The organism is Pseudoxanthomonas sp. YR558 (assembly GCF_900116385.1).
Lineage (GTDB): Bacteria > Pseudomonadota > Gammaproteobacteria > Xanthomonadales > Xanthomonadaceae > Pseudoxanthomonas_A.
Genome location: NZ_FPCI01000001.1, coordinates 892086 through 915241 on the forward strand (window position 1 = coordinate 892086; position 23156 = coordinate 915241).

At 66.1% G+C, this 23156-nt stretch carries 19 protein-coding genes; 8 read left to right on the plus strand and 11 right to left on the minus strand.

Going from position 1 to position 23156, the window contains the following annotated elements:
- Positions 1-55: 55 nt before the first annotated feature.
- The 8 genes from BM365_RS04230 to BM365_RS04265 all read right to left on the minus strand — a co-directional run bounded on the left by BM365_RS04230 (position 56) and on the right by BM365_RS04265 (position 9330).
- Entirely contained in the window at positions 56-904 is an 849-nt protein-coding gene (locus BM365_RS04230) for an ABC transporter permease subunit (RefSeq protein ID WP_093486862.1), read from the minus strand.
- The gene (locus BM365_RS04235) at positions 901-1815 is read right to left on the minus strand and encodes an ABC transporter permease subunit (protein ID WP_175502037.1); all 915 of its coding nucleotides are present in this window, start codon (positions 1813-1815) and stop codon (positions 901-903) included. Before BM365_RS04235 ends, BM365_RS04230 begins: the two co-directional genes overlap by 4 nt.
- Positions 1812-2948 carry an ABC transporter ATP-binding protein gene (gene potA / locus BM365_RS04240; protein ID WP_093486864.1) on the minus strand — a complete coding sequence of 379 codons (1137 nt, stop codon included), beginning with the start codon at positions 2946-2948 and terminating at the stop codon, positions 1812-1814. The genes BM365_RS04235 and potA overlap by 4 nt, the downstream gene beginning before the upstream one ends.
- Before the next feature lie 100 nt (positions 2949-3048).
- Complete coding sequence (locus BM365_RS04245) at positions 3049-4173, minus strand: polyamine ABC transporter substrate-binding protein (protein WP_093486866.1); 1125 nt, start codon at positions 4171-4173, stop codon at positions 3049-3051.
- A gap of 222 nt (positions 4174-4395) precedes the next feature.
- Entirely contained in the window at positions 4396-5511 is a 1116-nt protein-coding gene (locus BM365_RS04250) for a polyamine ABC transporter substrate-binding protein (RefSeq protein ID WP_093489483.1), read from the minus strand.
- Positions 5512-5599: 88 nt separating this feature from the next.
- A complete protein-coding gene (locus BM365_RS04255; RefSeq protein ID WP_093486868.1) occupies positions 5600-6964 on the minus strand; it encodes an aspartate aminotransferase family protein in 1365 nt (454 codons plus the stop codon).
- A gap of 116 nt (positions 6965-7080) precedes the next feature.
- Positions 7081-8472, minus strand: a complete 1392-nt coding sequence (locus tag BM365_RS04260) for a glutamine synthetase family protein (protein WP_093486870.1) — start codon at positions 8470-8472, stop codon at positions 7081-7083.
- A gap of 102 nt (positions 8473-8574) precedes the next feature.
- Complete coding sequence (locus BM365_RS04265; protein ID WP_093486872.1) at positions 8575-9330, minus strand: gamma-glutamyl-gamma-aminobutyrate hydrolase family protein; 756 nt, start codon at positions 9328-9330, stop codon at positions 8575-8577.
- 209 nt (positions 9331-9539) lie between these two features.
- Between BM365_RS04265 and BM365_RS04270 the strand changes: the two genes are divergently transcribed.
- The 4 genes from BM365_RS04270 to BM365_RS04285 all read left to right on the plus strand — a co-directional run bounded on the left by BM365_RS04270 (position 9540) and on the right by BM365_RS04285 (position 14187).
- Entirely contained in the window at positions 9540-10919 is a 1380-nt protein-coding gene (locus BM365_RS04270) for a glutamine synthetase family protein (protein ID WP_093486874.1), read from the plus strand.
- A 16-nt stretch (positions 10920-10935) separates the two neighbouring features.
- Positions 10936-12219: an NAD(P)/FAD-dependent oxidoreductase gene (locus tag BM365_RS04275; RefSeq protein WP_093486876.1), complete on the plus strand. Its 1284-nt coding sequence runs from the start codon at positions 10936-10938 to the stop codon at positions 12217-12219.
- A 96-nt stretch (positions 12220-12315) separates the two neighbouring features.
- On the plus strand, positions 12316-13620 hold the full coding sequence (locus BM365_RS04280; RefSeq protein WP_093489485.1) for a diguanylate cyclase: 1305 nt from the start codon (positions 12316-12318) through the stop codon (positions 13618-13620).
- Positions 13621-13725: 105 nt separating this feature from the next.
- The gene (locus BM365_RS04285) at positions 13726-14187 is read left to right on the plus strand and encodes a bacteriohemerythrin (protein WP_093486878.1); all 462 of its coding nucleotides are present in this window, start codon (positions 13726-13728) and stop codon (positions 14185-14187) included.
- Here the strand turns inward: BM365_RS04285 and BM365_RS04290 are convergent.
- From BM365_RS04290 to BM365_RS04300, 3 genes are all read right to left on the minus strand, one after another.
- On the minus strand, positions 14184-15473 hold the full coding sequence (locus tag BM365_RS04290; RefSeq protein WP_093486880.1) for an MFS transporter: 1290 nt from the start codon (positions 15471-15473) through the stop codon (positions 14184-14186). The two genes, BM365_RS04285 and BM365_RS04290, sit on opposite strands and share 4 nt — an antisense overlap.
- Positions 15474-15538: 65 nt before the next feature.
- The gene (locus BM365_RS04295) at positions 15539-17041 is read right to left on the minus strand and encodes an aldehyde dehydrogenase (protein WP_093486882.1); all 1503 of its coding nucleotides are present in this window, start codon (positions 17039-17041) and stop codon (positions 15539-15541) included.
- Positions 17042-17069: 28 nt separating this feature from the next.
- On the minus strand, positions 17070-17618 hold the full coding sequence (locus tag BM365_RS04300; protein WP_093486884.1) for a cupin domain-containing protein: 549 nt from the start codon (positions 17616-17618) through the stop codon (positions 17070-17072).
- Between the two features lie 209 nt (positions 17619-17827).
- Between BM365_RS04300 and BM365_RS04305 the strand changes: the two genes are divergently transcribed.
- From BM365_RS04305 to BM365_RS04320, 4 genes are all read left to right on the plus strand, one after another.
- A complete protein-coding gene (locus BM365_RS04305; RefSeq protein ID WP_093486886.1) occupies positions 17828-19201 on the plus strand; it encodes an omega-aminotransferase AptA in 1374 nt (457 codons plus the stop codon).
- A gap of 66 nt (positions 19202-19267) precedes the next feature.
- Positions 19268-20383 (plus strand): alanine dehydrogenase, encoded by a 1116-nt coding sequence (gene ald, locus BM365_RS04310; protein WP_093486888.1) that lies wholly within the window; start codon positions 19268-19270, stop codon positions 20381-20383.
- A gap of 21 nt (positions 20384-20404) precedes the next feature.
- Positions 20405-21895: a CoA-acylating methylmalonate-semialdehyde dehydrogenase gene (locus tag BM365_RS04315; protein ID WP_093486890.1), complete on the plus strand. Its 1491-nt coding sequence runs from the start codon at positions 20405-20407 to the stop codon at positions 21893-21895.
- Positions 21896-21927: 32 nt separating this feature from the next.
- On the plus strand, positions 21928-23145 hold the full coding sequence (locus BM365_RS04320; RefSeq protein WP_093486892.1) for a serine hydrolase domain-containing protein: 1218 nt from the start codon (positions 21928-21930) through the stop codon (positions 23143-23145).
- Positions 23146-23156: the final 11 nt, after the last annotated feature.

The following is a 23156-nucleotide window of genomic DNA, read 5'->3' on the forward strand; positions in this document are numbered from 1 at the left end:
GTGCCGATCATTGTCGGCGTTGCGGCGTTAGCGGATCGTGGGCAACGGCGCGCCGTCACCCGTTCTCCTGCAGTGCCAGTTGCATGTCGCGCTGGCGGCGCTTCTCCTCGCGGTACATGAACCACCAGCCGAGGAAGGCGGCCACGCTCACCACCAGGATCATCAACGTGGCGAGCGCGTTGATCTTCGGGCTCAACCCGAGGCGCACCGACGAGAACACCTTCATCGGCAGCGTGGTCGAGCTCGGCCCGGCGACGAAGCTGGCGATGACCACGTCGTCCAGCGAGAGGGTGAACGCCAGCAACCAGCCCGAGACCAGCGCAGGCGCGATGATCGGCAACGTGATCAGGAAGAACACCTTGATCCTGTTCGCGCCCAGGTCCATCGCGGCCTCTTCCAGCGACTTGTCCAGTTCGGACAAGCGCGAGGACACGACCACGGTGACGAAGGCCAGGGTGAAGGTCACGTGCGCGATCCAGATCGCGACGATGCCCTTCGGCGCGAAGTAGCCATCGGTCAGCCCCTGCAACGAAACGAACATCAGCAGGATCGACAAACCGATGATCACCTCGGGCATCACCAGCGGCGCGGTAATCAGCGCCCCGAACAGGGTCTTGCCGGAGAAGCGGCGCATGCGCGTCATCACCAGCGACGCCATCGTGCCCAGCACGACAGCCGCCGTGGCCGTCCAGAACGCCACCTTGATGCTGACCCAGGCGGCGTCGAGCATCTGCTTGTCGCGGAACAGCTCGCCATACCACTTGAACGAGAAACCCGACCACACCGTGGCCAGGCGCGACTCGTTGAAGGAGTACACCATCAAGATGAGCACCGGCACGTACAGGAACGCGAACCCCAGGCCGAGCACCGTCCAGTTGACGGCGCGTTGTCCGATCCAGCTCATGTCAGCCTCCCTTCCATCTCGCGCTGCTGCACCCGGTTGAAGATCAGGATCGGGATCAGCAGCAGGATCAGCATGACGATGGCCACCGCCGACGCCGCAGGCCAGTCGCGGTTGTTGAAGAACTCGCCCCACAGCACGCGGCCGATCATCAGCGTATCCGGGCCACCAAGAAGTTCGGGGATGACGAACTCGCCCACCGCCGGGATCATCACCAGCATGCAGCCGGCGATGATGCCGGCCTTGGACAACGGCAGGGTGATGGTGAAGAACGCCTTCCACGGCTTGGCACCGAGGTCGTAGGCGGCCTCCAGTAGGCGATGGTCGTGCTTCACCAGGTTGGTGTACAGCGGCAGCACCATGAACGGCAGGTAGCAGTAGACGATACCGATGTACGCCGCCATCGGCGTGTAAAGGATCTGCAGCGGTTCGTCGATCAGGCCGACCTTCATCAGCAGGTTGTTGAGCAGGCCGTTGTTCTTGAGGATGCCGATCCACGCGTAGACCCGGATCAGGAACGAGGTCCACGACGGCAACACCACCAGCATCATCGCGATGTTGCGCGTGGACGGCGGCAGGCGCGCGATCACGTACGCGATCGGATAGGCCACCAGCAACGCGAGGAAGGTGGAGATCGCGGCGATCTTGATCGAACTCAGGTATGCCGCGACGTACTGGGAATCGGTGAACAGCGCGGCGTAGTTGCCCAGGTTGAGCTTGAGCGTCAGCGCCTCGTCGATGTACTCCAGGATCGGCGTATACGGCGGCATCGCGATCGCCAGCTTGGCGAACGAGATCTTCAGCACGATCAAGAACGGGATCGCGAAGAACAGCAGCAACCACAGGTAAGGCACCGAGATCACGCCCCAGCGCGGCCCCGGCAGGCGTTTCTGGAGGGAGCGCAGGATGTTCATGAGGTCAGCACCACGCCATCGTTGTCGCCCCACCACACCCACACTTCGTCGTTCCAGGTGAGCGCTTCGCTCGCCCAGCGCTGGACATTGGCGAAATTGGCCATGAACTTGTAACCGCTGGGCAGGCGCACGTGGTAGACCGAGTGGCTGCCGAAGTAGGCGATGTCCTCGATCACGCCCTTGGCCTTGTTGTGCGGCTGCCGCGGCTCCTGCTTGCCGATGCCCAGCTTCTCGGGCCGCACCGCGAAGGCGACTTCCTGGCCTTCGAAACCCGAAATGCCGTGACCGATGTAGATGGGATCCGGCAGCTGCGGCGAGCGGATGGTGACGTAGTTCGCTTCGTCCTCTTCCACCGCGCCCTCGATCAGGTTGACCGAGCCGATGAACTCGGCGGCGAAGCGGCTGGTCGGCTGCTCGTAGATTTCATCCGGCGTGCCGACCTGGCGGATCCAGCCCTGGTCCATCAGCGCGATGCGGGTGGCCATCGTCATCGCTTCTTCCTGGTCGTGCGTGACCATCACGCAGGTCACGCCCGACTTCTCGATGATGCTCACCAGCTCCAGTTGCATCTGCGACCGCAGCTTCTTGTCCAGCGCGCCCATCGGTTCGTCGAGCAACAGCAGCTTCGGCCCCTTGGCCAACGACCGCGCCAGCGCCACGCGCTGCTGCTGGCCGCCGGAAAGCTGGTGCGGCTTGCGCTTGGCCAGCTTGCCCAACTGCACCAGCGCCAGCATCTCCTCGACGCGCTTCTTGATCGCGTCCTTGGCGAGTCCGTCCTGCTTCAGGCCGAACGCGATGTTCTGCTCCACCGTCATGTGCGGGAACAACGCATACGACTGGAACATCATGTTGAGCGGCCGCTCGTACGGCGGCAGGTCGTTGAGCAGTTGGCCGTCGAGGAAGATCTTGCCGGACGTCGGCTTCTCGAAACCCGCCAGGCAGCGCAGCAGCGTCGACTTACCGCTGCCCGACCCTCCCAGCAACGCGAAGATCTCGCCCTTGCGGATGGTCAGGTTGGTGTCGTCGACCGCGACGAAGCCGTCGAATTCCTTGCGCACGTCGACGATGCGCAAGTATTCCTGCGCGTTCGCCTTGCCATTCGGTGCCGCGCCGTTGCCCTGTTCTGCCGCCATGGAGTTCCCCTGGTCACCGGCGCTGCGTCGGCGCCGGCCGTGGTATGTCGCGTGGATCCGTCGGATCCGGGGCGGAGGTCGTCCGCCCCGGCGGCGGCACTTACTTGCCGGTCTTCAATTCCGTCCAGATGCGCGTGTACTGGCGATCCACGTCAGGCGGAATGATGGCGAAGGTGAAGAGCTTGGCTTCGACTTCGGGCGTGGGATAGATGGTCGGGTCTTCGGTGATCGCCTTGTCCATCAGTTCCTTGGCCTTCGGAATGGCGTTCGGATAGCTGATGAAGTTGGAGTTGTTGGCCATCACCTGCGGGTCGAGCAGGTAGTTGATGAACGCGTAGGCCGCGTCGACGTGCTTGGCGTCCTTCGGGATGGATAGCATGTCGAACCACTGCGGCGCACCTTCCTTCGGGATGGCGTAGGCGATGTTCACGCCGTTCTTGGCCTCGGCAGCGCGGTCGCGCGCCTGGATGATGTCGCCCGACCAGCCCACCACCAGGCAGGTGTCGCCATTGGCCATCGCATCGATGTACTGCGAGGAATGGAAGTTGGTGATGTACGGACGGATCGTCTTCAGCAGCGCCGCCGCCTTGTCGATCACCGCCGGATCCTGGCTGTTCGGGTCCTCGCCCAGGTAGTTCAGGGCGATCGGGATGATTTCCGACGGCGTGTCGAGGAAGGTCACGCCACAATCCTTCAGCTTGCTGATGTTCTCCGGCTTGAAGACGATGTCCAGGCTGCTGGCGATGTCGGTGTTGCCGAACGCGGCCTTCACCTTGTCGACGTTGTAGCCGATGCCGGTGGTGCCCCACATGTAGGGAATGGCGTACTGGTTGCCCGGATCCTGGTTCTCCAGGCGCTTCATGAGGGCCGGGTCCAGGTTGGCGTAGTTGGGGATCTTGCTCTTGTCCAGCGGCAGGAACACGCCGGCCTGGATCTGGCGGCCCAGGAAGTTCATCGTCGGCACGACCACGTCGTAACCGCTGCTGCCGGCCAGCAGCTTGGTCTCCAGGACCTCGTTGCTGTCGAACACGTCGTAGGTGACCTTGATGCCCGACTGCTTCTCGAAGTTCGGGATGGTGTCCTCGGCGATGTAGTCGGACCAGTTGTAGACGTTGACCTGTTTGTCGCCGCCATCGGCCGGTTTGGCGGCATCGCCTTCGCCGGATTTCCCGCAGGCCGCGAGGGTACAGAGGGCCAGGGTGGTTGCCAGTACGCGCAGTTTCATCAATCTCTCTCCATTCGGCCCGCGAGGGCGGCTTGATGTGGTCCCCGCGTTGGCTCGTGGTCGCCGCGGGCGTGCTGTCATTGCTGTGGCCGGTTCCGTGCCGTGATTGCTTCCCCTTCTTTCCCCTTCCCCTTTGCCGCCTCCCCGTGACGCCGTCCGCTCACGCGTCCATCGCCACCATGACAAAGGGCGCGTCCATCATGGCCCGCGCCCTCGTGTGCTTCATCGTCCGGTCTTCAGTTCCGTCCAGATGCGCGTGTACTGCCGATCCACTTCCGGCGGCAGCACCGCGAAGGTGAAGAGCTTCGCGTCCACCTCGGCCGGTGGGTAGATCGTCGGATCGTCCGCGATCGTCTTGTCCACCATCGGCTTCGACGACGGCACCGGGTTGGGATACGTCACGAAGTTGGTGTTCGCCGCCGCGACCTTCGGCTCAAGCAAGTAATTGATGAAGGCATAGGCGTTGTCGACGTTCTTGGCATCCTTCGGAATCGCCAGCATGTCGAACCACTGCGGCGCGCCTTCCTTCGGAATGGAGTATGCGATGTTGACGCCGTTGCCGGCCTCGGCGGCGCGGTCGCGCGCCTGGATCACGTCACCCGACCAACCGACCACCAGGCAGACGTCGCCGTTGGCCAGGTCGTTGATGTACGAGGACGAATGGAAATTGCGGATGTACGGGCGGATGGTCTTCAGCAACGCGGCCGCCTTGTCGATCACCGCCGGGTCGAAGCTGTGCGGGTCCTCGCCCAGGTAGTTCAGCGCGATCGGGATCAGTTCCGACGGCGTGTCCAGCACGGTGATACCGCAGTCCTTCAGCTTCGCCGCATTCTCGGGCTTGAACACCACGTCCCAGCTGCCGGTGACGGCGGTGTCGCCGAAGATGGCCTTGATCTTGTCCACGTTGTAGCCGATGCCGCTGGTGCCCCACAGGTACGGCACCGCGTACTGGTTGCCCGGATCCTGTTGTTCGATGCGCTTGAGCATCGCCGGGTCGAGGTTCTTCAGGTTCGGGATCTTGCTCTTGTCCAGCGGGAGGAACACGCCGGCCTGGATCTGACGGCCCAGGAAGCTCAGCGACGGCACCACGACGTCGTAGCCGCTGCTGCCGGCCAACAACTTGGTCTCGACCATCTCGTCGCTGTCGAACACATCGTAGGTGACCTTGACGCCCGACCGCTTCTCGAAGTTCGGGAGGGTGTCCTCGGCGATGTAGTCGGACCAGTTGTAGACGTTGAGCGCCTTGGACGGCGCGCCGTCGGCGGCCTTCTCGTCCTTGCCGCCACAGGCGGCCAGAACGGCGGCGGCCAGCATGACGGTGAGGGTCTTGAGCTTCATCGGGGTCTCCATGGAACAGGATCGGGGGATGGAAACATCATACGCCCGGGCTGCGGCGCTGTGACGCAGCGCACGCTTGCCGGCGCGCCTACATCCCCAGATCCGCCGCGGTGTCGTTGAGCGCTTTCCACGTCTTGTCGAACAGTTCGTCCACCTGCGCGCGGGTGATGATCAGCGGCGGCGAGAGCAGCATGGCGTCCCAGGTCGCGCGCAGGATCAGCCCATGCTTGAGCGCGTGGTCGCGACAGCGTGGCCCCACGGTTCCTCGTTCGGGGAAGAACGCCCGCTTGCCCTTGTCCGGCACCAGTTCCAGCGCGCCGACCATGCCGGCGATGCGCGCCTGCCCGACCAGCCGGTGTTCGCCCAGTTCCGCCCAGCGCTGGGCCAGGTAAGGCGCGACCTCGGTCTTCGCGCGCTCGACGATCTTCTCGTCCTGCAGGATGCGGATGTTCTCCAGCGCGACCGCCGCGCAGACCGGATGGCCGGAATACGTGGCGCCATGCGCCAGCTCGCCGCCCTGCTCCTTCAGCACCTTGGCCACACGATCGTTGAACATCGCCGCGCCCAGCGGGATGTAGCCGGACGTGATGCCCTTGGCCACCGGCATGATGTCGGGCTGGAAGCCGAAGTACTGCGAGCCGAACCACTCGCCGGTGCGCCCGAAACCACAGATCACCTCGTCGGCCACCAGCAGTACGTCGTACTGGCGGCAGATGCGTTCGATCTCGGGCCAATAGGTCTTCGGCGGGATGTAGACGCCGATGGCGCCCATGATCGGCTCGCCGATGAACGCGGCCACGCGCTCCGGCCCCAATTCCAGGATCTTCTGCTCCAGCCGACGCGCCGCAACCAGACCGTACTCGTCCTCGGACAAGTCGCCGCCGTCGGCGAACCAGAACGGCGGATCGATGTGGTGGATGTCGGGGATCGGCAGGCCACCCTGCTTGTGCATGCCCTTCATGCCGCCGAGGCTGGCGCCGGCCATCGTGGTGCCGTGGTAACCGTCGTGGCGGCCGATGAAGATGTTCTTCTTCGGCTTGTCCTGCACCGCCCAGAAGTGGCGGACCATGCGCAGGATGGTGTCGTTCGCCTCGGAACCCGAATTGACGAAGAAGGAGTGATTGAGGTCGCCCGGTGCCAGTTCCGCCAGTTTCGCGGCAAGTGCGATGGTCGGCTCGGTCGTGCACTGGAAGAAGCTGTTGTAGTAGGCCAGCTGCGTCATCTGCTTCGACGCCACCTCACCCAGTTCCTTGCGACCGTAGCCGATGTTGACGCACCACAGGCCGGCGAAGGCGTCGAGGAGCTGGTTGCCGTCGGCATCCCAGACGTAGCAACCCTCGCCCTTGGTCAGGATGCGCGTGCCCTTCTTCGCCAGTGCGGCATTGTCGTTGAACGGATGCAGGTGGTGCTCGGCGTCGAGCTTCTGCAGGGTGCGGGTGTCGAGTTGGTTCATGTGAAACTCCACATCAAGATCAGTTGTGGGAGCGACGTAAGTCGCGATGGACTACCGGTAGAGCTTCATCGCGACTTACGTCGCTCCCACAGGAGAGAATGGGAACAGGCTTTCGATCAGACGTTCAACAACAGGAATTCCCGCTCCCACGAACTGATCACGCGGAAGAAGGTCTCGTATTCCTTGCGCTTGACCGAGACGTAGGCCCGCACGAAGCGCGCGCCCATCAGGTCCTGCAGCGCCTTGCAGCCTTCGAGTTCGTCCAGCGCTTCGCCCAGCGAGCGCGGCAGCTCGAAACCGATGTCCTGGGCGCTGCTCGCCAGTGGTTCGGTCGGCTTGAGCTGCTCGCGGATGCCCAGCAGGCCGCAAGCCAGCGTGCCGGCCATCGCGAGGTAGGGATTGGCGTCAGAGCCGGCGAAGCGGCTCTCCACGCGCATGTTCTCGGGGGTATCCATCGGCACGCGCAGGCCGCAGGTGCGGTTGTCGTACCCCCACTGCACATTGATCGGCGCCACCTGCCCCAGCGCGAGCCGGCGATAGGAATTGACGTTGGGCCCGAAGAACGCCATCGCCATCGGGACGTATTTCTGCAGACCGGCCAGGTAGTGCCCGAACAGCTTGCTGGACTTGCCCTCGGACTTACCCGCGAACACGTTCCGACCGGACTTCATGTCCACCAGGCTCTGGTGGATATGCATCGCGCTGCCCGGCTCGTTCTCCATCGGCTTGGCCAGGAACGTGGCGTACACACCGTGGCGCAGCGCGGCTTCGCGCATGGTGCGTTTGAACAGGAACACCTGATCCGCGCGCGACAACGCATCGTCGTGGGTGAAATTGACCTCCAGCTGCGCAGCACCGGATTCGTGGATCAACGTGTCCACGTCCAGCTCCATCGCCTCGCAGTAGTCGTACATCAGGTCGAGGATGGGGTCGAATTCGTTGACCGCGTCGATCGAGTACGACTGACGTGCGGTCTCTGGCCGTCCGGAACGTCCAGCCGGCGGCAACAGCGGGAAATCCGGGTCGGTGTTCTTCTGCACCAGGAAGAATTCCAGCTCCGGCGCCACCACCGGGCGCAGGCCTTCCTTCTCGTAGGCCGCCAGCACGCGGCGCAGTACGTTGCGCGGCGCCAGTTCGTGCGGCTTGCCGTCCTTGGTGTAGCAGTCGTGGATGACCTGCGCGGTCGGGTCCGCCGCCCACGGCACCATGCGTACCGTGTCCGGATCGGGACGCAGGAACATGTCCGAATCCGACGGCGAGGTCAGTTCGTAATAGTCGTCTGGATAGTCGCCGGTCACCGTGGTGGCGAAGATGCCTTCGGGCAGGCGCGTGCCGTAGTCATGACTGAACTTGTCGGCCGGAATGATCTTGCCGCGCGCATTGCCGGTGATGTCCGGCACCAGGCACTCGACCTCGGTGATGCTGCGTTCCTTCAACCAGCGGCGCAGCGAACTCTCGGAGGGCTCGGGGGTTTCGGTCTTCTTGCGTTGGGATTGTTTCTGGCTCATGGCAACTAAGTCGGTCGGGAGGGAATGCCGGCGCATCGCACCGGAAACGAATCGCACGGGCGCGTCAGCGCCCGCCCTCCCATGGCGGCGGGTGGCGCCGCTTCACGATGTCCTCCGCGCCGCGCGGGCCCGGCAGGCTTCGCCGAACGCACGGAAGATGGCCAGGTAGAACGGGTTCTCCCGCACCTTCCATTCCGGATGCCACTGCACCGCCAACATGAAAGCGGGACCATCGTGGCGATACGCCTCGATCAATCCGTCCGGCGCCTGGGCTTCCACCACCAAGCCCTCGCCCAGGCGACGCACGCCCTGGCCGTGCAAGGAATTGACGGCCGCCCGGGTGTCTCCGGCGAGGGTGGCCAACAGTCCGCCCGCCACGAGCGAAACGTCATGCGCAGGGCCGTACTGCACCTCCAGCGGATCGTCCTTGTTCTCGCGGTGGTCCATGAAACCGGGCTGCTCGTGCACCTTCTGGTACAGGCTGCCGCCGAAGGCCACGTTCACTTCCTGGAAGCCGCGGCAAATCGCGAGCATGGGCACGCCCATCTCGATGGCGAGCGGGATCAGCGGCAGGTTGGTCGCATCGCGGCGCGGATCCAGCAGGTTGCCTTCGTAGCTGGACTCGTCGCTGTAGTGGTGCGGCTCGATGTTGCTGACGGCGCCGGTCAGCAGCAGGCCGTCCAGGCCGGCGAGCACCTCGCGCAGCGGCAGCACCGGGTCGAGGGTGGGCACCAATAGTGGCAGGCAACCCGCCCCATCGACCACGGCGCGCACGTACTTCTCGCCGACGGCAAGGAAGGGATGCGCACCGATTTGCTTGTGGTCGGTCGGCAGACCGACCCGCGGCAGCGGGGTCATGCAGGAAGCCCGGGATGGCTTCCGGGCAACTTAACCCGGCCGTTTTATTTTTACAACACAAGCGCCCGCCACGACGTTTTCGGCGCCGATATGGTGCAGCGCGGCACCCATTTAGGGCATTTCCGGGGCTCGCGCGAATTCTTCCGTTGAGTATTCTTGACGCGCCCGCTGCTCTGCTAAGCTGCGCCGCAGCCTCCAGGAACGCCCTCATGCGCCCCGATTCCGCCGCGTCTTCCCTGCCCGCCGACGACGCCGCCACGATGGCGTCCATCCCCGATTGTGAGCAGATCGACCTGCTGCTGCCCGACATGAACGGGCTGCTGCGCGGCAAGCGGATCACCCGGGATGCGCTGGAGAAGGTGTACCGCGACGGTGTCTGCCTGCCGATGTCGCTGATCGCCACCGACATCACCGGCAACACGGTCGAGGAAACCGGGCTGGGTTACGACATCGGCGACGAGGACCGTATCTGCCGTCCCGTACCGGGCTCGCTGCGGCCCGTGCCGTGGTCGCCGCGCCCGGCCGCGCAGCTGCTGCTGAGCATGGAGGACGCGAAGGGCGGCATGTTCGAGGCCAACCCGCGCGAAGTGCTCAAGCGCGTGCTTGCACGCTACGCCGCGCGCGGCCTGAAGCCGGTAGTCGCGGTGGAACTGGAGTTCTACCTGTTCGACCAGCGCATGGACGACGCGGGACGCCCGCGTACGTCGATCAATCCGGCGACCGGGCAACGCAATACCAGCACGCAGGTCTACTACATGGAAGACCTGAACGACTACCGCGGCTTCACCGATGCGGTGGCCGCCGCGTGCCGTGCGCAGCGCATTCCCGCCGACACCGCTGTGGCCGAGTACGCGCCGGGCCAGTTCGAAATCAACCTCAAGCATCGCGACGACGCCCTGCTCGCCTGCGACGATGCGATCTACCTCAAGCGCGCGATCAAGGCCGCTGCGCAGCAACAAGGCCTGATGGCCAGCTTCATGGCCAAGCCGTTCGCCGATCAGGCGGGCAGCGGCATGCATATCCACGCCAGCGTGCTGGATGCCGACGGCCGCAACGTCTTCGCCTCGCCGCAGACGGCCCCGGCCGCAGCACTGAAGCACGCCATCGGCGGCCTGCAGCGCAGCGACCAGGATTGCCTGCTGCTGTTCGCGCCGCACGCCAACAGCTATCGGCGCTTCGTCTTGAACGCATTCGTGCCGCTCAACGACGTATGGGGCTACAACAATCGTACCGTCGCCATGCGCATCCCGCACAGCGACGAAGCCAACACCCGGATCGAGCACCGCATCGCCGGCGCCGATGCCAACATCTACCTGGTCACCGCCGCCGTGTTGGCCGGCATGCTGCACGGCATCGAGCAGGGCTTCGATCCCGGCCCGCCGATCACCGGCAACGCCTACGACCAGACCGAGATCCGTACGCCGTTCTGGCGCGAGGCCATCGGCGCGTTCATGGGCAGCGAATTCATCCGCGAGCAGTTCGGCACATCCTTCCAGCACATCTACGGCCAGCAGAAGCTCAAGGAGATGCACAGCTTCTACACCGAAGTGACCGACCTGGAGTACGCGTGGTACCTGCGATCGGTGTGAGCCAGGCGCTGCCCGCATGACGTCCGCTCATCCCTACCCCGACAGCTGGTACGCCGCCAGCACCACGCCGCTGCCTGCGCAGCCGGCGCTGGAAGGCCGCATCGAGGCCGATGTCTGCATCCTCGGCGCCGGCTACACCGGCCTGTCGGCGGCGCTGGAACTGGCCGAAGCCGGCTACAAGGTGGTCGTGCTGGAAGCCGAGCGCATCGGCTGGGGCGCCTCGGGCCGCAACGGCGGCCAGGCCATCGCCGGTTTCGGTTGCGGCGAGGCCAAGCTGGAAGCCCTCGTCGGCTTCGACGATGCGAAGAAGATGTTCGATCTCTCCGTGGACGGCCTGCGCTGGCTGCGCGGGCGGATCGACCGGCACGGCATCGACTGCGACTGGCGCGACGGCCATGCGACCGTGCCGATCAAGCCGCGCCAGCAGCGTGAGGTCGAACACGCGGTCGAGGACTTCAATACCCGCTACGGCCACCCCGTGCAGTGGTGGAGCCGCGAGCGGCTGCGCAGCGAACTGGCCAGCGACCGTTACCTCGGCGCGATGTACGACCCGGTCAGCGGCCACCTGCATCCGCTCGCCTACGCCCTGGGCCTCGGCCGCGCGGCGCTCGCCGCGGGCGCGACGATCTTCGAGGGCTCGCGCGTCACCCAACTGGTGCGCGGTGCGCGCCCGGTGCTGAAGACGGCGCATGGCGAAGTGGTCTGCGGCCAGGTCATCCTCGCCGGGAATGCGCTATTGCGTGGCATCGCGCCGGAACTCGAATCGCGGATGATGCCGGTGGGCACTTACATTGCCGCCACGCCGCCGCTGGGCGAGGAGCGCGCGCGCGCCCTGATCCGCAACAACATGGCGGTGGCCGACACCAACTGGGCGCTGGATTACTTCCGCCTGGGCCGCGACCACCGTGTGCTGTTCGGCGGTCGCGCGAGCTATTCCACCCTGCCCCCGCCCAACCTGCGCGGGGTGATGATCCGGCGCATGCACCGTGTGTTCCCGCAACTGCGCGATGTCGGCATCGAGTACCTATGGGGCGGGATGATCGACATCTCGCTCAACCGCGCGCCGCACTGGGGCCGGCTGGCGCCCAACCTGTATTTCGCACAAGGCTTCTCGGGCCACGGACTGATCGCCGCGGGCCTGGCCGGCACCACCCTCGCCCAGGCCATTCGTGGCCAGTCCGAACGGCTGGACCTGTTCGCGAAGATCGACCATCTGCCGTTCCCCGGCGGGCGCGCCCTGCGCACGCCCCTGCTGGTGGCCGCCATGGCCTGGTACAAGCTGCGCGACGCGCTCTGGTAGGCCAGCGGCGACGCGCTTCATTTTCGTGACGGTGCTCTCAAGTCCGGGCGAGTCGGGCCGATAGGGAGGCATGGAACCTCCGTAACGCCCATGACGATGCCGACACCCCTGCGCGCTTCGCCCGCCCCCGCCAGTCCGACTCCGCTACCCCAACGCATCCTGGTGGTGGAGAACTCGCGCACGCATGCACGCCTGATCGGCGAAGCGATCGAACAGAAGCTCAACCTGCCGGTCGTCTACGCCGCCACGCTCGCGGAAGCCCGCGCTGCGCTGGAACGGCATCCGGACTGGTTCATGGCCGTCACCAGCCTGGTGCTGGCCGATGGCAGCCACGACGAGGTGGTCGAGTTCTTCCTGTCGCGCCAGCTGCCCACGGTTGTGGTCAGCGGCGTCTACGACGATGCCATGCGCGAACAGGTGCTGCGTCGGCAGGTCGTGGACTACGTGCTGAAGAACACACCCGGCAGCATCGATTACCTGGTGTGGCTGGTGCAGCGGCTGGAGCGCAACCGACGGATCGCCGCGCTGGTCGTCGACGATTCGCGCTCCGCACGCCAGCACGCGGCGGCCTTGCTTTCGATGTACGGCTTCCGCGTGGTCGAAGCCGCCGACGGCGAAGCCGGTCTGGCGATGCTGGATGCCAATCCCGATATCCGCCTGGCCATCGTGGACCAGGAAATGCCCGGCATGAAGGGGCACGAATTCACCCGTCGCCTGCGCGCGCGCCATGCACGCGACCACCTGGCCATCATCGGCATTTCGGGCACCAGCGACGGCAGCCTGGTCCCGCGCTTCCTGAAAAGCGGCGCCAACGATTTCCTGCACAAGCCCTTCTCGCGCGAAGAGTTCTTCTGCCGGGTGTCGCAGAACATCGACCAGTTGGAACTGATCGGCACGTTGCAGGACCTGGCCACGCGCGATTTCCTGACCGGCCTGCCGAACCGCCGCCACTTCCTGGCCGAATGCCACGCACTGCTGCCGAACACGCTGGGCCGCCAGCAGGCGGTGACGGCGGCAATCGTCGACATCGACCATTTCAAGCACATCAACGATACCTACGGCCATGAAGCCGGCGACGTGGCGTTGAAGGCCGTCGCCCAGGCCATCGCACGCCATGCGGGCACGCAGGACCTGGTGGCGCGTTTCGGCGGGGAGGAATTCTGCGCGCTCGTTCCCTATCTGGGCGAGAGCGAGGCGGTGGAGTACTTCGAGTCGCTGCGCGGCGACATCGAAGCACTCGAGGTCGACATCGGCACCCAGAAGATCCGCATGACGGTCAGCATCGGCGTGTTCCGTACGCGCTTCCCGGGCCAGACGCTCAACCATCTGTTGAGCGAAGCCGACCGGCGCCTGTACCTGGCCAAGGCCGGCGGGCGCAATCGCGTGGTCTCGAGCGGCTGACCCCTGCGTCACCCGGTCGCGGCATTGATCCCGATCAATGCCCCACCAAAGACGCACACCTAGATTTTCCCTGCATTCCGGCATCCGCCGGCAGGGGACACGCACATGACACTGCTGATCTGGCAGGACGACATGGACACCGGCATCGACATCATCGATGGCCAGCACCGCCGCATCGTGGAGATGATCAACCACCTCCACGTCACCCAGAAATCGATGGAGCGCTTCGCCGTGGGCGAAGTGATCGACGAACTGGTCGACTACACCCTCTCGCACTTCGCCTTCGAGGAAGAGCTGATGGAGGAAGCCGGCTACCCCTTCAGCGCGGCGCACAGGCGCGTCCACGAGGTCTTCACCAAGCGCGTCTCCGAGTACCGGCTACGCTTTCGGGCCGGCGAGGATATCGTCGACGACCTGCGCAGCATGCTGTCGCGCTGGCTGTTCAACCACATCCGCAACGACGACAAGGCGTACGCGGATTCGGTCAAGCGGCACCTCAACCGGTTCGTTCGCGAGCACCAGCAGGGCGGCTGGCTCAGTCGCACCGTGAAGCGTCTGTTCGGCTAGTCGGTCGTGCGCGGGCGCGGCATGGCCCACAACGCCAGCAGCGTCAGCGTGGCCATGCCGGCCAGGTACCAGCCCACGGACGCAAGGCCGTAGCGCTCGCCCAGCCGCGTGGCGATATACGGCGCCGGCGATGCGCCGAGGATGCCCGCCATGTTGAAGGCCAGCGATGCGCCGGTATAGCGCACGGCCGTGGGGAACATCTCCGCGAGGATCGTGCCGCAGGGCCCGTAGGTCAGGCCCATCGCGCCCAGCCCCAGCGCCAGGAAGGCGAGCACGCCGAGGTCGCTGCCCGATTCCAGCAGCGGCGCGAAGACGAACCCGAAGCCGATGATCAGCAGCGTCGCCACGATCATCGCGTTGCGGCGGCCGTAGCGGTCCGCATACAGCGCCGACAGCGGAATGGTCAGCGCGAAGAACAACACGCCGCCCATCTGCAGCATAAGGAAATGCTCGCGCGAATAACCGAGTTTCGACGTACCCCAGCTCAGCGCGAACACCGTCAACAGGTAGAACAGCACGAAGGTCGCCACCAGCGCGAACGTACCCGCCACCAGCGCGAACGGGTGATCGCGCACCGCGGTCAGCATCGGCACCTTGACCCGTTCGTCCTTGTCCAGCGCCTTCTGGAAGTCCGGCGTCTCGGTGATCCTCAGCCGCACCCACAGGCCCACGAATACCAGCGCCGCGCTGGCCAGGAAGGGGATGCGCCAGCCCCACGCCAGGAACTGCGCGTCGGTCATCGCTTCGGTCAGCAACAGGAAGATGCCGGTCGAGCACAGGAAGCCGATCGGCGCGCCCAGCTGCGGGAACATGCCGTACCACGCGCGCTTGCCGGGCGGCGCGTTCTCGGTCGCCAGCAGCACCGCGCCTCCCCATTCGCCGCCCAGTCCGATGCCCTGCCCCAGCCGGCACACTGCGAGCAGCGCCGGCGCGAGCACGCCGACCTGCGCGTACGTCGGCAGCAGGCCGATGACCACCGTGGAGATGCCCATCGTCAGCAGCGCGGCCACCAGCGTCGCCTTGCGGCCGATGCGGTCGCCGAAGTGGCCGAACAGCGCCGAGCCCACCGGCCGCGCGATGAACGCCAGCGCGAAGGTGGCGAACGACTGCAGGGTGGCGCTGGCCGGATCGCTCTGCGGGAAGAACAGCTTCGGAAAGACGATCACCGCCGCCGTGGCGTAGATGTAGAAATCGAAGAACTCGATCGTGGTGCCGATCAGGCTGGCGAACAGCACGCGGCGCGGCGAATTGGCCGGCGCGGGGGCAGCAGTGGCGGTGGCGGTCATGGACGGGCCGGTCGGTGGGACGTGGGCGATTCTGGCAGAACCGCCCGCCCGCTGTGGAGGCCGGATCAACTGCCCAGGTTGATCCAGGTCGCCTTGATCTCGGTGTACTTGTCGAAGGCGTGCAGCGACTTGTCGCGGCCGTTACCGGACTGCTTGTAGCCGCCAAAGGGCGCGGTCATGTCGCCGCCATCCCAGTAGTTCACCCAGACGCTGCCCGCACGCAGCTTGCGCGCCACGCGGTGGGCACGGCTGATGTCGCGCGTCCACACGCCGGCTGCCAGTCCGTACTCGCTGTCGTTGGCCATCCGCAGCGCTTCTTCCTCGCTGTCGAACGCGATCACCGACAGCACCGGCCCGAAGATCTCTTCGCGGCTGATCGTGTGGTCGTGCGCGACGTCGTCGAACACGGTCGGCTCGATATAGCAGCCGCCGTTCACCACGTCGGCGCGCAGGCCGCCCAGCGCCAGACGGGCACCCTCGGCCTTGCCCTTCTCGATGTAGTCGAGCACGCGCTGCGTTTGGCCTTCATCGACCATCGCACCCATCGGCGCACCGGGGTCGAGCGGATGGCGCGGGCGCATGGCCTTGCCGGCTTCGACCACGCGGGCAACGAACTCATCCTTGATCGAGCGCTCCACCAGCAGGCGAGAGGCCGCGGTGCAGACTTCGCCCTGGTTGTAGAAGATGCCGCCGGCCGCGGCCTTCGCCGCCACCTCGAGGTCGTGCGCATCGGCGAACACGATGTTCGGGCTCTTGCCGCCGCACTCCATGTACGCACGCTTCATGTTCGACAGGCCCGCGCATTGCAGCAGGCGCTTGCCGACCGCGGTGGAACCGGTGAACACGAGCCCGTCCACGTCCATGTGCAGCGCCAGCGGTTCGCCGGCGGTCTTGCCGAAGCCCGGCACCACGTTGAGCACGCCGGCGGGGATGCCCGCTTCGATCGCCAGCTCGGCCAGGCGGATCGCCGTGAGCGGCGACTTCTCCGAGGGCTTCAGCACGATGGAGTTGCCCATCGCCAGCGCCGGGGCCAGTTTCCACGTGGCCATCAGCAGCGGGAAATTCCACGGCACGATCGCGCCGATCACGCCCAGTGGTTCGCGCGTCACCAGGCCCAGCTCGTCCTGGCCGGTCGCGGCGACTTCGCCGTAGACCTTGTCCAGCGCCTCGGCGGTCCAGCCCATGCAGCGGATGGTCGCGGCGACGTCGACGCTGCGTGCGTCGCCGACCGGCTTGCCCATGTCGAGCGATTCCAGCAAGGCCAGTTCGTCGGCATGCTGTTCGATCAGTTGGGTGAGCTTGAGCAGCACCTTCTTGCGATGCGTCGGACGCGCGTTGGACCACGCACCCGCATCGAAACTGCGGCGCGCAGCGGCGACGGCGCGATTGATGTCCTCTTCCTGCCCATCGGCCACCCGGCCCAGCACGCGGCCATCGATCGGGCTGACGCAGTCGAAGGTCTTGCCCGAGGCGGCATCGACGTACGTCCCGTCGATGAAGGCCTGCGTGCGGATCGACAGCGCGCCGGCCATGGCCTGCCAGTCCTGTTGCGTGCGGGGGTTGCTCATGGGGGCTCCGGCGGTAAGAAGGAAAAGCTCAGAACGTGGCGGGTGTGTTCGCGCTGACGATCACCGCATCGACATCGCCGACATTGCGGAAGCGATGCGGCGTACGGCTTTCGAAGTAGTAGCCCTCGCCGGCCTTCAGCACGCGGATCTGCTCGCCGACGGTGACTTCCACTTCGCCGGCGATCACCACGCCACCCTCTTCGCCGTCGTGCAACAGCATGCTGTCCCCGGTATCGCTGCCGGGCGGCATCACTTCGCGCAGGATGCACATCTGGCGCTGCGGGCGATGCTGGCCCACCAGGAAGTAGTGGATGCCGTTGCTGCCCACGTCCGGCAGCTCGTCGGCGACATAGAACGGGCTGTCGGGCAGCCCTTTCTCCAGGTCCAGGGTGAAGAAATCGGCCAGCGAGATCGGGATGCCGTCCAGCACCTTCTTCAGCGAACTGACCGAGGGGCTGACCTTGTTCTGTTCGATCAGCGAGATGGTGCTGTTGGTGACGCCCACGCGCTTGGCCAGCTCGCGCTGGCTGAGGCCTTTGGATTTGCGAACCAGTTGCAGGCGCGCGCCGATGTCCATCACCACCCTGGCAGGAAAGCGGAAAGTGTTGCGGGATACTTTACACCCCGGGACAGGCCGGTCAATCCGGGCTCACCGCGGTATTCGGAGGCGGATGAACGAGGGCGGGCCGGGACCGGGGCAATGCGGGGAATCCGACCTTCGACACGGTTGTAAAGTTTTTTCAACGCGCTAAGCTGCGCCCATCCGCCCCGCCCCCTGGAGCCGCGATGAGCGCCGACGACACTTCTTCCCGCGCCCTGGCCGATCACTACGCCCGCCAGAACCTCGAGGCGCCCGCCTCGCTCGACCACTTCTGGATGCCGTTCACGGCCAACAAGCAGTTCAAGGCCAAGCCGCGGCTGCTCGCCAGCGCGTCGGGCATGTACTACAAGGATGTCGACGGCAACGAGGTGCTGGATGCCACGGCCGGACTGTGGTGCTGCAACGCCGGCCATTCGCGGCCGCGCATTGTCGAGGCCGTGAAGCAGCAGATCGGCACGCTCGACTTCGCGCCCAACTTCTCGATGAGCTCGCCGCTGCCCTTCAAGCTGGCCGAGCGGCTGGCCGCGCTGGCGCCGGGCGACCTCAAGAAGGTGTTCTTCAGCAATTCCGGCTCGGAAGCGGTCGACAGTGCGCTGAAGATCGCCCTGGCCTACCACCGCGTGCGCGGCGAAGGCCAGCGCACGCGCTTCATCGGCCGCGAGAAGGGCTACCACGGCGTCGGCTTCGGCGGCATGTCGGTGGGCGGCCTGCCGAACAACCGCAAGTGGTTCGGCCCTGGCCTGCCCGCGGTCTCGCACATCCGCCACACGCTGGACGTGTCGCGCAATGCGTTCTCGAAGGGCTTGCCGCCGCACGGCATCGAACTGGCCGAAGATCTCGAGCGCCAGATCGCGCTGTACGACGCCACCACGATCGCGGCGGTCATCGTCGAGCCGATCTCCGGCTCGGCCGGCGTGGTCATCCCGCCGCAGGGCTACCTGCAGCGGCTACGCGAGATCTGCGACAAGCACGGCATCCTGCTGATCTTCGACGAAGTCATCACCGGCTTCGGCCGCGTCGGCCACGCCTTCGGCGCGCAGCGCTTCGGCGTCACCCCGGACATGATCACCGCCGCCAAGGGCATCACCAACGGCTGCGTGCCGATGGGCGCCACGTTCGTTTCCGAGCGCCTGTTCGACGCCTTCATGAGCGGGCCCGACAACGCCATCGACATGTTCCATGGCTACACCTACTCCGGCCATCCGCTCGCCTGCGCCGCCGCGCTCGCCACGCTGGATACGTACGAAGAGGAAAACCTGTTCGACAAGGCGCTCAGCCTGGGCGACTACTGGCAGGAGGCCCTGCACTCGCTGAAGGGTCTGCCGAACGTGATCGACATTCGCAACTTCGGCCTGGTCGGCGCCATCGAACTGGCCCCGCGCGCGGGTGCCCCCGGCACCCGGGCCTACGACGTCTTCGCCCGCGCCTTCCACGAAGGCCACCTGCTGACCCGGGTGACCGGCGACGTGATCGCCCTGTCGCCCCCGTTGATCGTGGAGAAGGACCACATCGACCGGATCGTGAACATTCTGGCGGACACCATACGGGCAACCGCGTAAAATTACGGACCAACGGCCCCAGCGCTCCCCCTCGCGCGAAGCCCCTTCCCGCTACTGGAGAGCAACATGCTGATTGGCGTCCCCAAGGAAATAAAGAACCACGAATACCGCATCGGCCTTACGCCGTCCGGTGCGCGCGAACTGGTCTCGAATGGCCACCAGGTCATCGTCCAGCGCGACGGCGGCAAGGCCATCGGCCTGACCGACGATCAATACATCAAGGCCGGCGCGGAGATCGTCGACACCGCGGCGGAGATCTTTGCCCGCGCCGACATGATCATCAAGGTGAAGGAACCCCAGCCGAACGAGTGCGCCATGCTGCGCCCCGGCCAGGTGCTCTACACCTATCTGCACCTCGCGCCCGATCCGGAGCAGACCAAGGCGCTGGTCGCCTCCGGCGCCACCTGCATCGCCTACGAAACCGTTACCGACCGCAAGGGCGGCCTGCCGCTGCTGGCGCCGATGTCGGAAGTGGCCGGCCGCATGTCGATCCAGGCCGGTGCGCACGCGCTGGAGAAGGCGCAGGGCGGTTCCGGCGTGCTGCTCGGCGGCGTGCCCGGCGTGAAGCCGGCCGAAGTGCTGGTGATCGGCGGCGGCGTGGTCGGCATCAACGCCGCACGCATGGCGATGGGTATGAACGCGCACGTCACCATCCTCGACCGTTCGCTCGACCGCCTGAAGTATCTGGACGAGTTGTACGGCCACCAGCTGACCACGATCTACTCGACCCGCGATGCCATCGAGGAACGCCTGCCCGATACCGATCTGGTGATCGGTGCGGTGCTGATCCCCGGTGCGGCGGCGCCCAAGCTGGTTTCGCGCGACCAGCTGAAGCTGATGCGCCCGGGGTCGGTGCTGGTGGACGTGGCGATCGACCAGGGCGGCTGCTTCGAAACCTCGAAGGCCACCACCCACCAGAACCCCACGTACGAAGTCGACGGCATCATCCATTACTGCGTGGCCAACATGCCGGGTGGCGTCGCCCGCACGTCCACCTTCGCGCTGACCAACGCCACCCTGCCCTTCGCGGTGCAGCTGGCGAACAAGGGCGCGAAGCAGGCGCTGCTGGACGACGAGCACCTGCTCAACGGCCTGAACGTGCACGCCGGCAAGATCACCTACAAGGCGGTCGCCGACGATCTGGGCTACGCCTACGTGCCGGCGCGCGAGGCGCTGGCCTGATCCGACCCTGAGGAGCATCGCATGAGCCACCCGCTGCACCATTTCTTCAACGGACAGCGGGTGGAAGGCGGCAGCGGCCGCCACGGCGATGTGTTCGATCCCGCCACCGGCACCGTCACCGCACGCGTGCCGCTGGCCTCGGCCGATGACGTGAAGCAGGCGGTGGACGCGGCGTCCGCCGCCTTTCCCGCGTGGGCCGCCACGACACCGTTGAACCGCGCACGGGTGATGTTCCGCTTCAAGGAACTGCTCGAGGCGCACGCCGGCGAGCTGGCAAAGATCATCACGTCCGAGCACGGCAAGGTGCTTTCCGACGCACGCGGCGAAGTGACCCGCGGGCTGGAAGTGGTGGAGTTCGCCTGCGGCATCCCGCACCTGCTCAAGGGCGAGCACTCGATGAACGTTGGACGCGACGTGGACTCGTGGAGCGAATACGCACCGCTCGGCGTCGTCGCCGGCATCACGCCCTTCAATTTCCCCGCGATGGTGCCGCTGTGGATGTTCCCGGTGGCACTGGCCTGCGGCAACACCTTCGTGTTGAAGCCCTCGGAACGCGATCCGTCCGCCGCGCTGTTCATGGCCGACCTGCTGAAGCAGGCAGGCTTGCCGGATGGCGTGTTCAACGTCGTGCACGGCGACAAGGCCGCGGTGGACGCGCTGCTCGACGAACCGCGCGTGCAGGCGCTGAGCTTTGTCGGCTCCACACCGATCGCCGAATACATCTATGCGCGCGGTTCCGCCAACGGCAAGCGCGTGCAGGCCTTGGGCGGCGCGAAGAACCACATGGTCGTGCTGCCCGATGCCGACCTGGATGGCGCGGTGTCAGCGTTGCTGGGCGCCGGCTATGGCTCGGCCGGCGAGCGCTGCATGGCGATCTCGGTCGCGGTCTGCGTGGGTGATGCCACGGCGGATGCGCTGGTAGCGACGCTGGCTCCGAAAGTGGCGGCGCTGAAGATCGGACCCGGCTGCCTCGACCCGGAAATGGGCCCGCTGGTCACCGGTGCGCACCGCGACAAGGTGCGCGGCTATATCGATGCCGGTGTTGCGGAAGGCGCGAGCCTGGTCATCGATGGCCGCGGCCATGTCGTCGATGGGCACGCGGAGGGCTTCTTCCTCGGTGGCTGCCTGTTCGACCGCGTCACGCCGGAGATGACGATCTACCGCGAAGAGATCTTCGGGCCGGTGCTGTGCGTGATGCGCGTGCCCGACCTCGATGCCGCGCTGCGCCTGGTCAATGAGCACGAATACGGCAACGGCACCGCCGTGTTCACCCGCGACGGCGGCGCGGCGCGCGAATTCGCCCACCGCGTGCAGGCCGGCATGGTCGGCATCAACGTGCCGATCCCCGTGCCGATGGCATTCCACAGCTTTGGCGGCTGGAAGCGCTCGATCTTCGGCCCCCTGCATGTGCACGGTCCGGACGGCGTGCGTTTCTACACGCGATTGAAGACGATCACCGCCCGCTGGCCCGAGACGCATGCCGCCGAGTTCGTGATGCCGACGATGAAGTAAAGTCGGGGCCGGTTCCCTCGAGGTGCTGGCCGATGTCCCTGCGTTCCCTCCGCATCCTGGTTTGCCTCGCCTGCTTGATGGCCTCCACGGTGGCGTCCGCTGCCGGACCCGTCGCGCAGGTGCGCGTCGCCTTCGACCGCAACGGCGTCGTCAGTGCCCATGCGGAAGGCATGGCGGATCTCGCCACCGGCCGCAAGATCACCGCCGATGATCCGGTGCGCGTCGCCTCCATCTCCAAGCTGGTGACCACGATCGGGGTGATGCGGCTGGTCGAGGACGGCAAGCTCGATCTCGATGCCGACGTCTCGACCTACCTGGGCTGGAGGCTGCGCCACCCGCGCTTCCCCGACATGCCGATCACGCTGCGCCTGCTGCTGTCGCACCGCTCCAGCCTGACCGATGCCGCCGGCTACTACGCCACACCGCTGGGGCAACCGCTGAAGGGCATCCTTGACGATGCCAAGGCCTGGGACGACGCACACGCACCCGGCACGCACTTCCGCTACACCAACCTCAACTTCCCGCTGGTGGCGATGGCGATGGAGAGCGTCACTGGCGAGCGCTTCGACCGGCTGATGCGCCGCCTGGTGCTGGAACCGCTGAAGCTGGATGCCTGCTTCAACTGGGAAAGCTGCGATGCCGCCACGGCGACGCGCGCCGTGGTGCTGTATCGCGACCGCGCACCGGTGCGCGACGAGAACCGCACGGGCAAGCCCGTCTGCGCCGTGGTCGTCGAGGACGGTGCCGATTGCGACCTCGCCCGCTGGAAGGCCGGCGAGAACGGGGCGCTGTTCTCGCCGCAGGGTGGCCTGCGCATCTCGGCGAACGGACTGGCGAAGATCGGCCGCCTGTTGCTCGACGGCGGCGAAGTCGACGGCGTGCGCCTGCTGTCGTCCGCCAGCGTCAACGCGATGGTCGCTCCGCAATGGACGTTCGACGGCGGCAATGGCGTGACGCATGAAGAAGACACCGGCGGCGGGCAGAACAAGGCCTTCTTCTGCCGGTACGGCCTCGCCATGCAGACCCTGGCGACACCCGCACAAGGCTGCGGCGACGATCCGTTCGGCGATGGCATCGCGCGCGTCGGCCACTCCGGCGATGCCTACGGCCTGCGCTCGGGCCTGTGGATCGACCGCAAGGCGGGCACGGGCGTGGTCTATTTCGCCACGGACGTAGGCGGCTCGCGCGGCGGTGCGCATTCCGCGTTCAGCCTTGTCGAGGAAACCCTGGCCGCCGGCATGACGCACTGACGCTCCCGCTC

Coding starts and splice junctions, on each gene's coding strand:
- BM365_RS04230 (WP_093486862.1), bottom strand. CDS start 904: ATGAGCTGGATCGGACAACGCGCCGTCAACTGGACGGTGCTCGGCCTG.
- BM365_RS04235 (WP_175502037.1), bottom strand. CDS start 1,815: ATGAACATCCTGCGCTCCCTCCAGAAACGCCTGCCGGGGCCGCGCTGG.
- potA (WP_093486864.1), bottom strand. CDS start 2,948: ATGGCGGCAGAACAGGGCAACGGCGCGGCACCGAATGGCAAGGCGAAC.
- BM365_RS04245 (WP_093486866.1), bottom strand. CDS start 4,173: ATGAAACTGCGCGTACTGGCAACCACCCTGGCCCTCTGTACCCTCGCG.
- BM365_RS04250 (WP_093489483.1), bottom strand. CDS start 5,511: ATGAAGCTCAAGACCCTCACCGTCATGCTGGCCGCCGCCGTTCTGGCC.
- BM365_RS04255 (WP_093486868.1), bottom strand. CDS start 6,964: ATGAACCAACTCGACACCCGCACCCTGCAGAAGCTCGACGCCGAGCAC.
- BM365_RS04260 (WP_093486870.1), bottom strand. CDS start 8,472: ATGAGCCAGAAACAATCCCAACGCAAGAAGACCGAAACCCCCGAGCCC.
- BM365_RS04265 (WP_093486872.1), bottom strand. CDS start 9,330: ATGACCCCGCTGCCGCGGGTCGGTCTGCCGACCGACCACAAGCAAATC.
- BM365_RS04270 (WP_093486874.1), top strand. CDS start 9,540: ATGCGCCCCGATTCCGCCGCGTCTTCCCTGCCCGCCGACGACGCCGCC.
- BM365_RS04275 (WP_093486876.1), top strand. CDS start 10,936: ATGACGTCCGCTCATCCCTACCCCGACAGCTGGTACGCCGCCAGCACC.
- BM365_RS04280 (WP_093489485.1), top strand. CDS start 12,316: ATGCCGACACCCCTGCGCGCTTCGCCCGCCCCCGCCAGTCCGACTCCG.
- BM365_RS04285 (WP_093486878.1), top strand. CDS start 13,726: ATGACACTGCTGATCTGGCAGGACGACATGGACACCGGCATCGACATC.
- BM365_RS04290 (WP_093486880.1), bottom strand. CDS start 15,473: ATGACCGCCACCGCCACTGCTGCCCCCGCGCCGGCCAATTCGCCGCGC.
- BM365_RS04295 (WP_093486882.1), bottom strand. CDS start 17,041: ATGAGCAACCCCCGCACGCAACAGGACTGGCAGGCCATGGCCGGCGCG.
- BM365_RS04300 (WP_093486884.1), bottom strand. CDS start 17,618: ATGGACATCGGCGCGCGCCTGCAACTGGTTCGCAAATCCAAAGGCCTC.
- BM365_RS04305 (WP_093486886.1), top strand. CDS start 17,828: ATGAGCGCCGACGACACTTCTTCCCGCGCCCTGGCCGATCACTACGCC.
- ald (WP_093486888.1), top strand. CDS start 19,268: ATGCTGATTGGCGTCCCCAAGGAAATAAAGAACCACGAATACCGCATC.
- BM365_RS04315 (WP_093486890.1), top strand. CDS start 20,405: ATGAGCCACCCGCTGCACCATTTCTTCAACGGACAGCGGGTGGAAGGC.
- BM365_RS04320 (WP_093486892.1), top strand. CDS start 21,928: ATGTCCCTGCGTTCCCTCCGCATCCTGGTTTGCCTCGCCTGCTTGATG.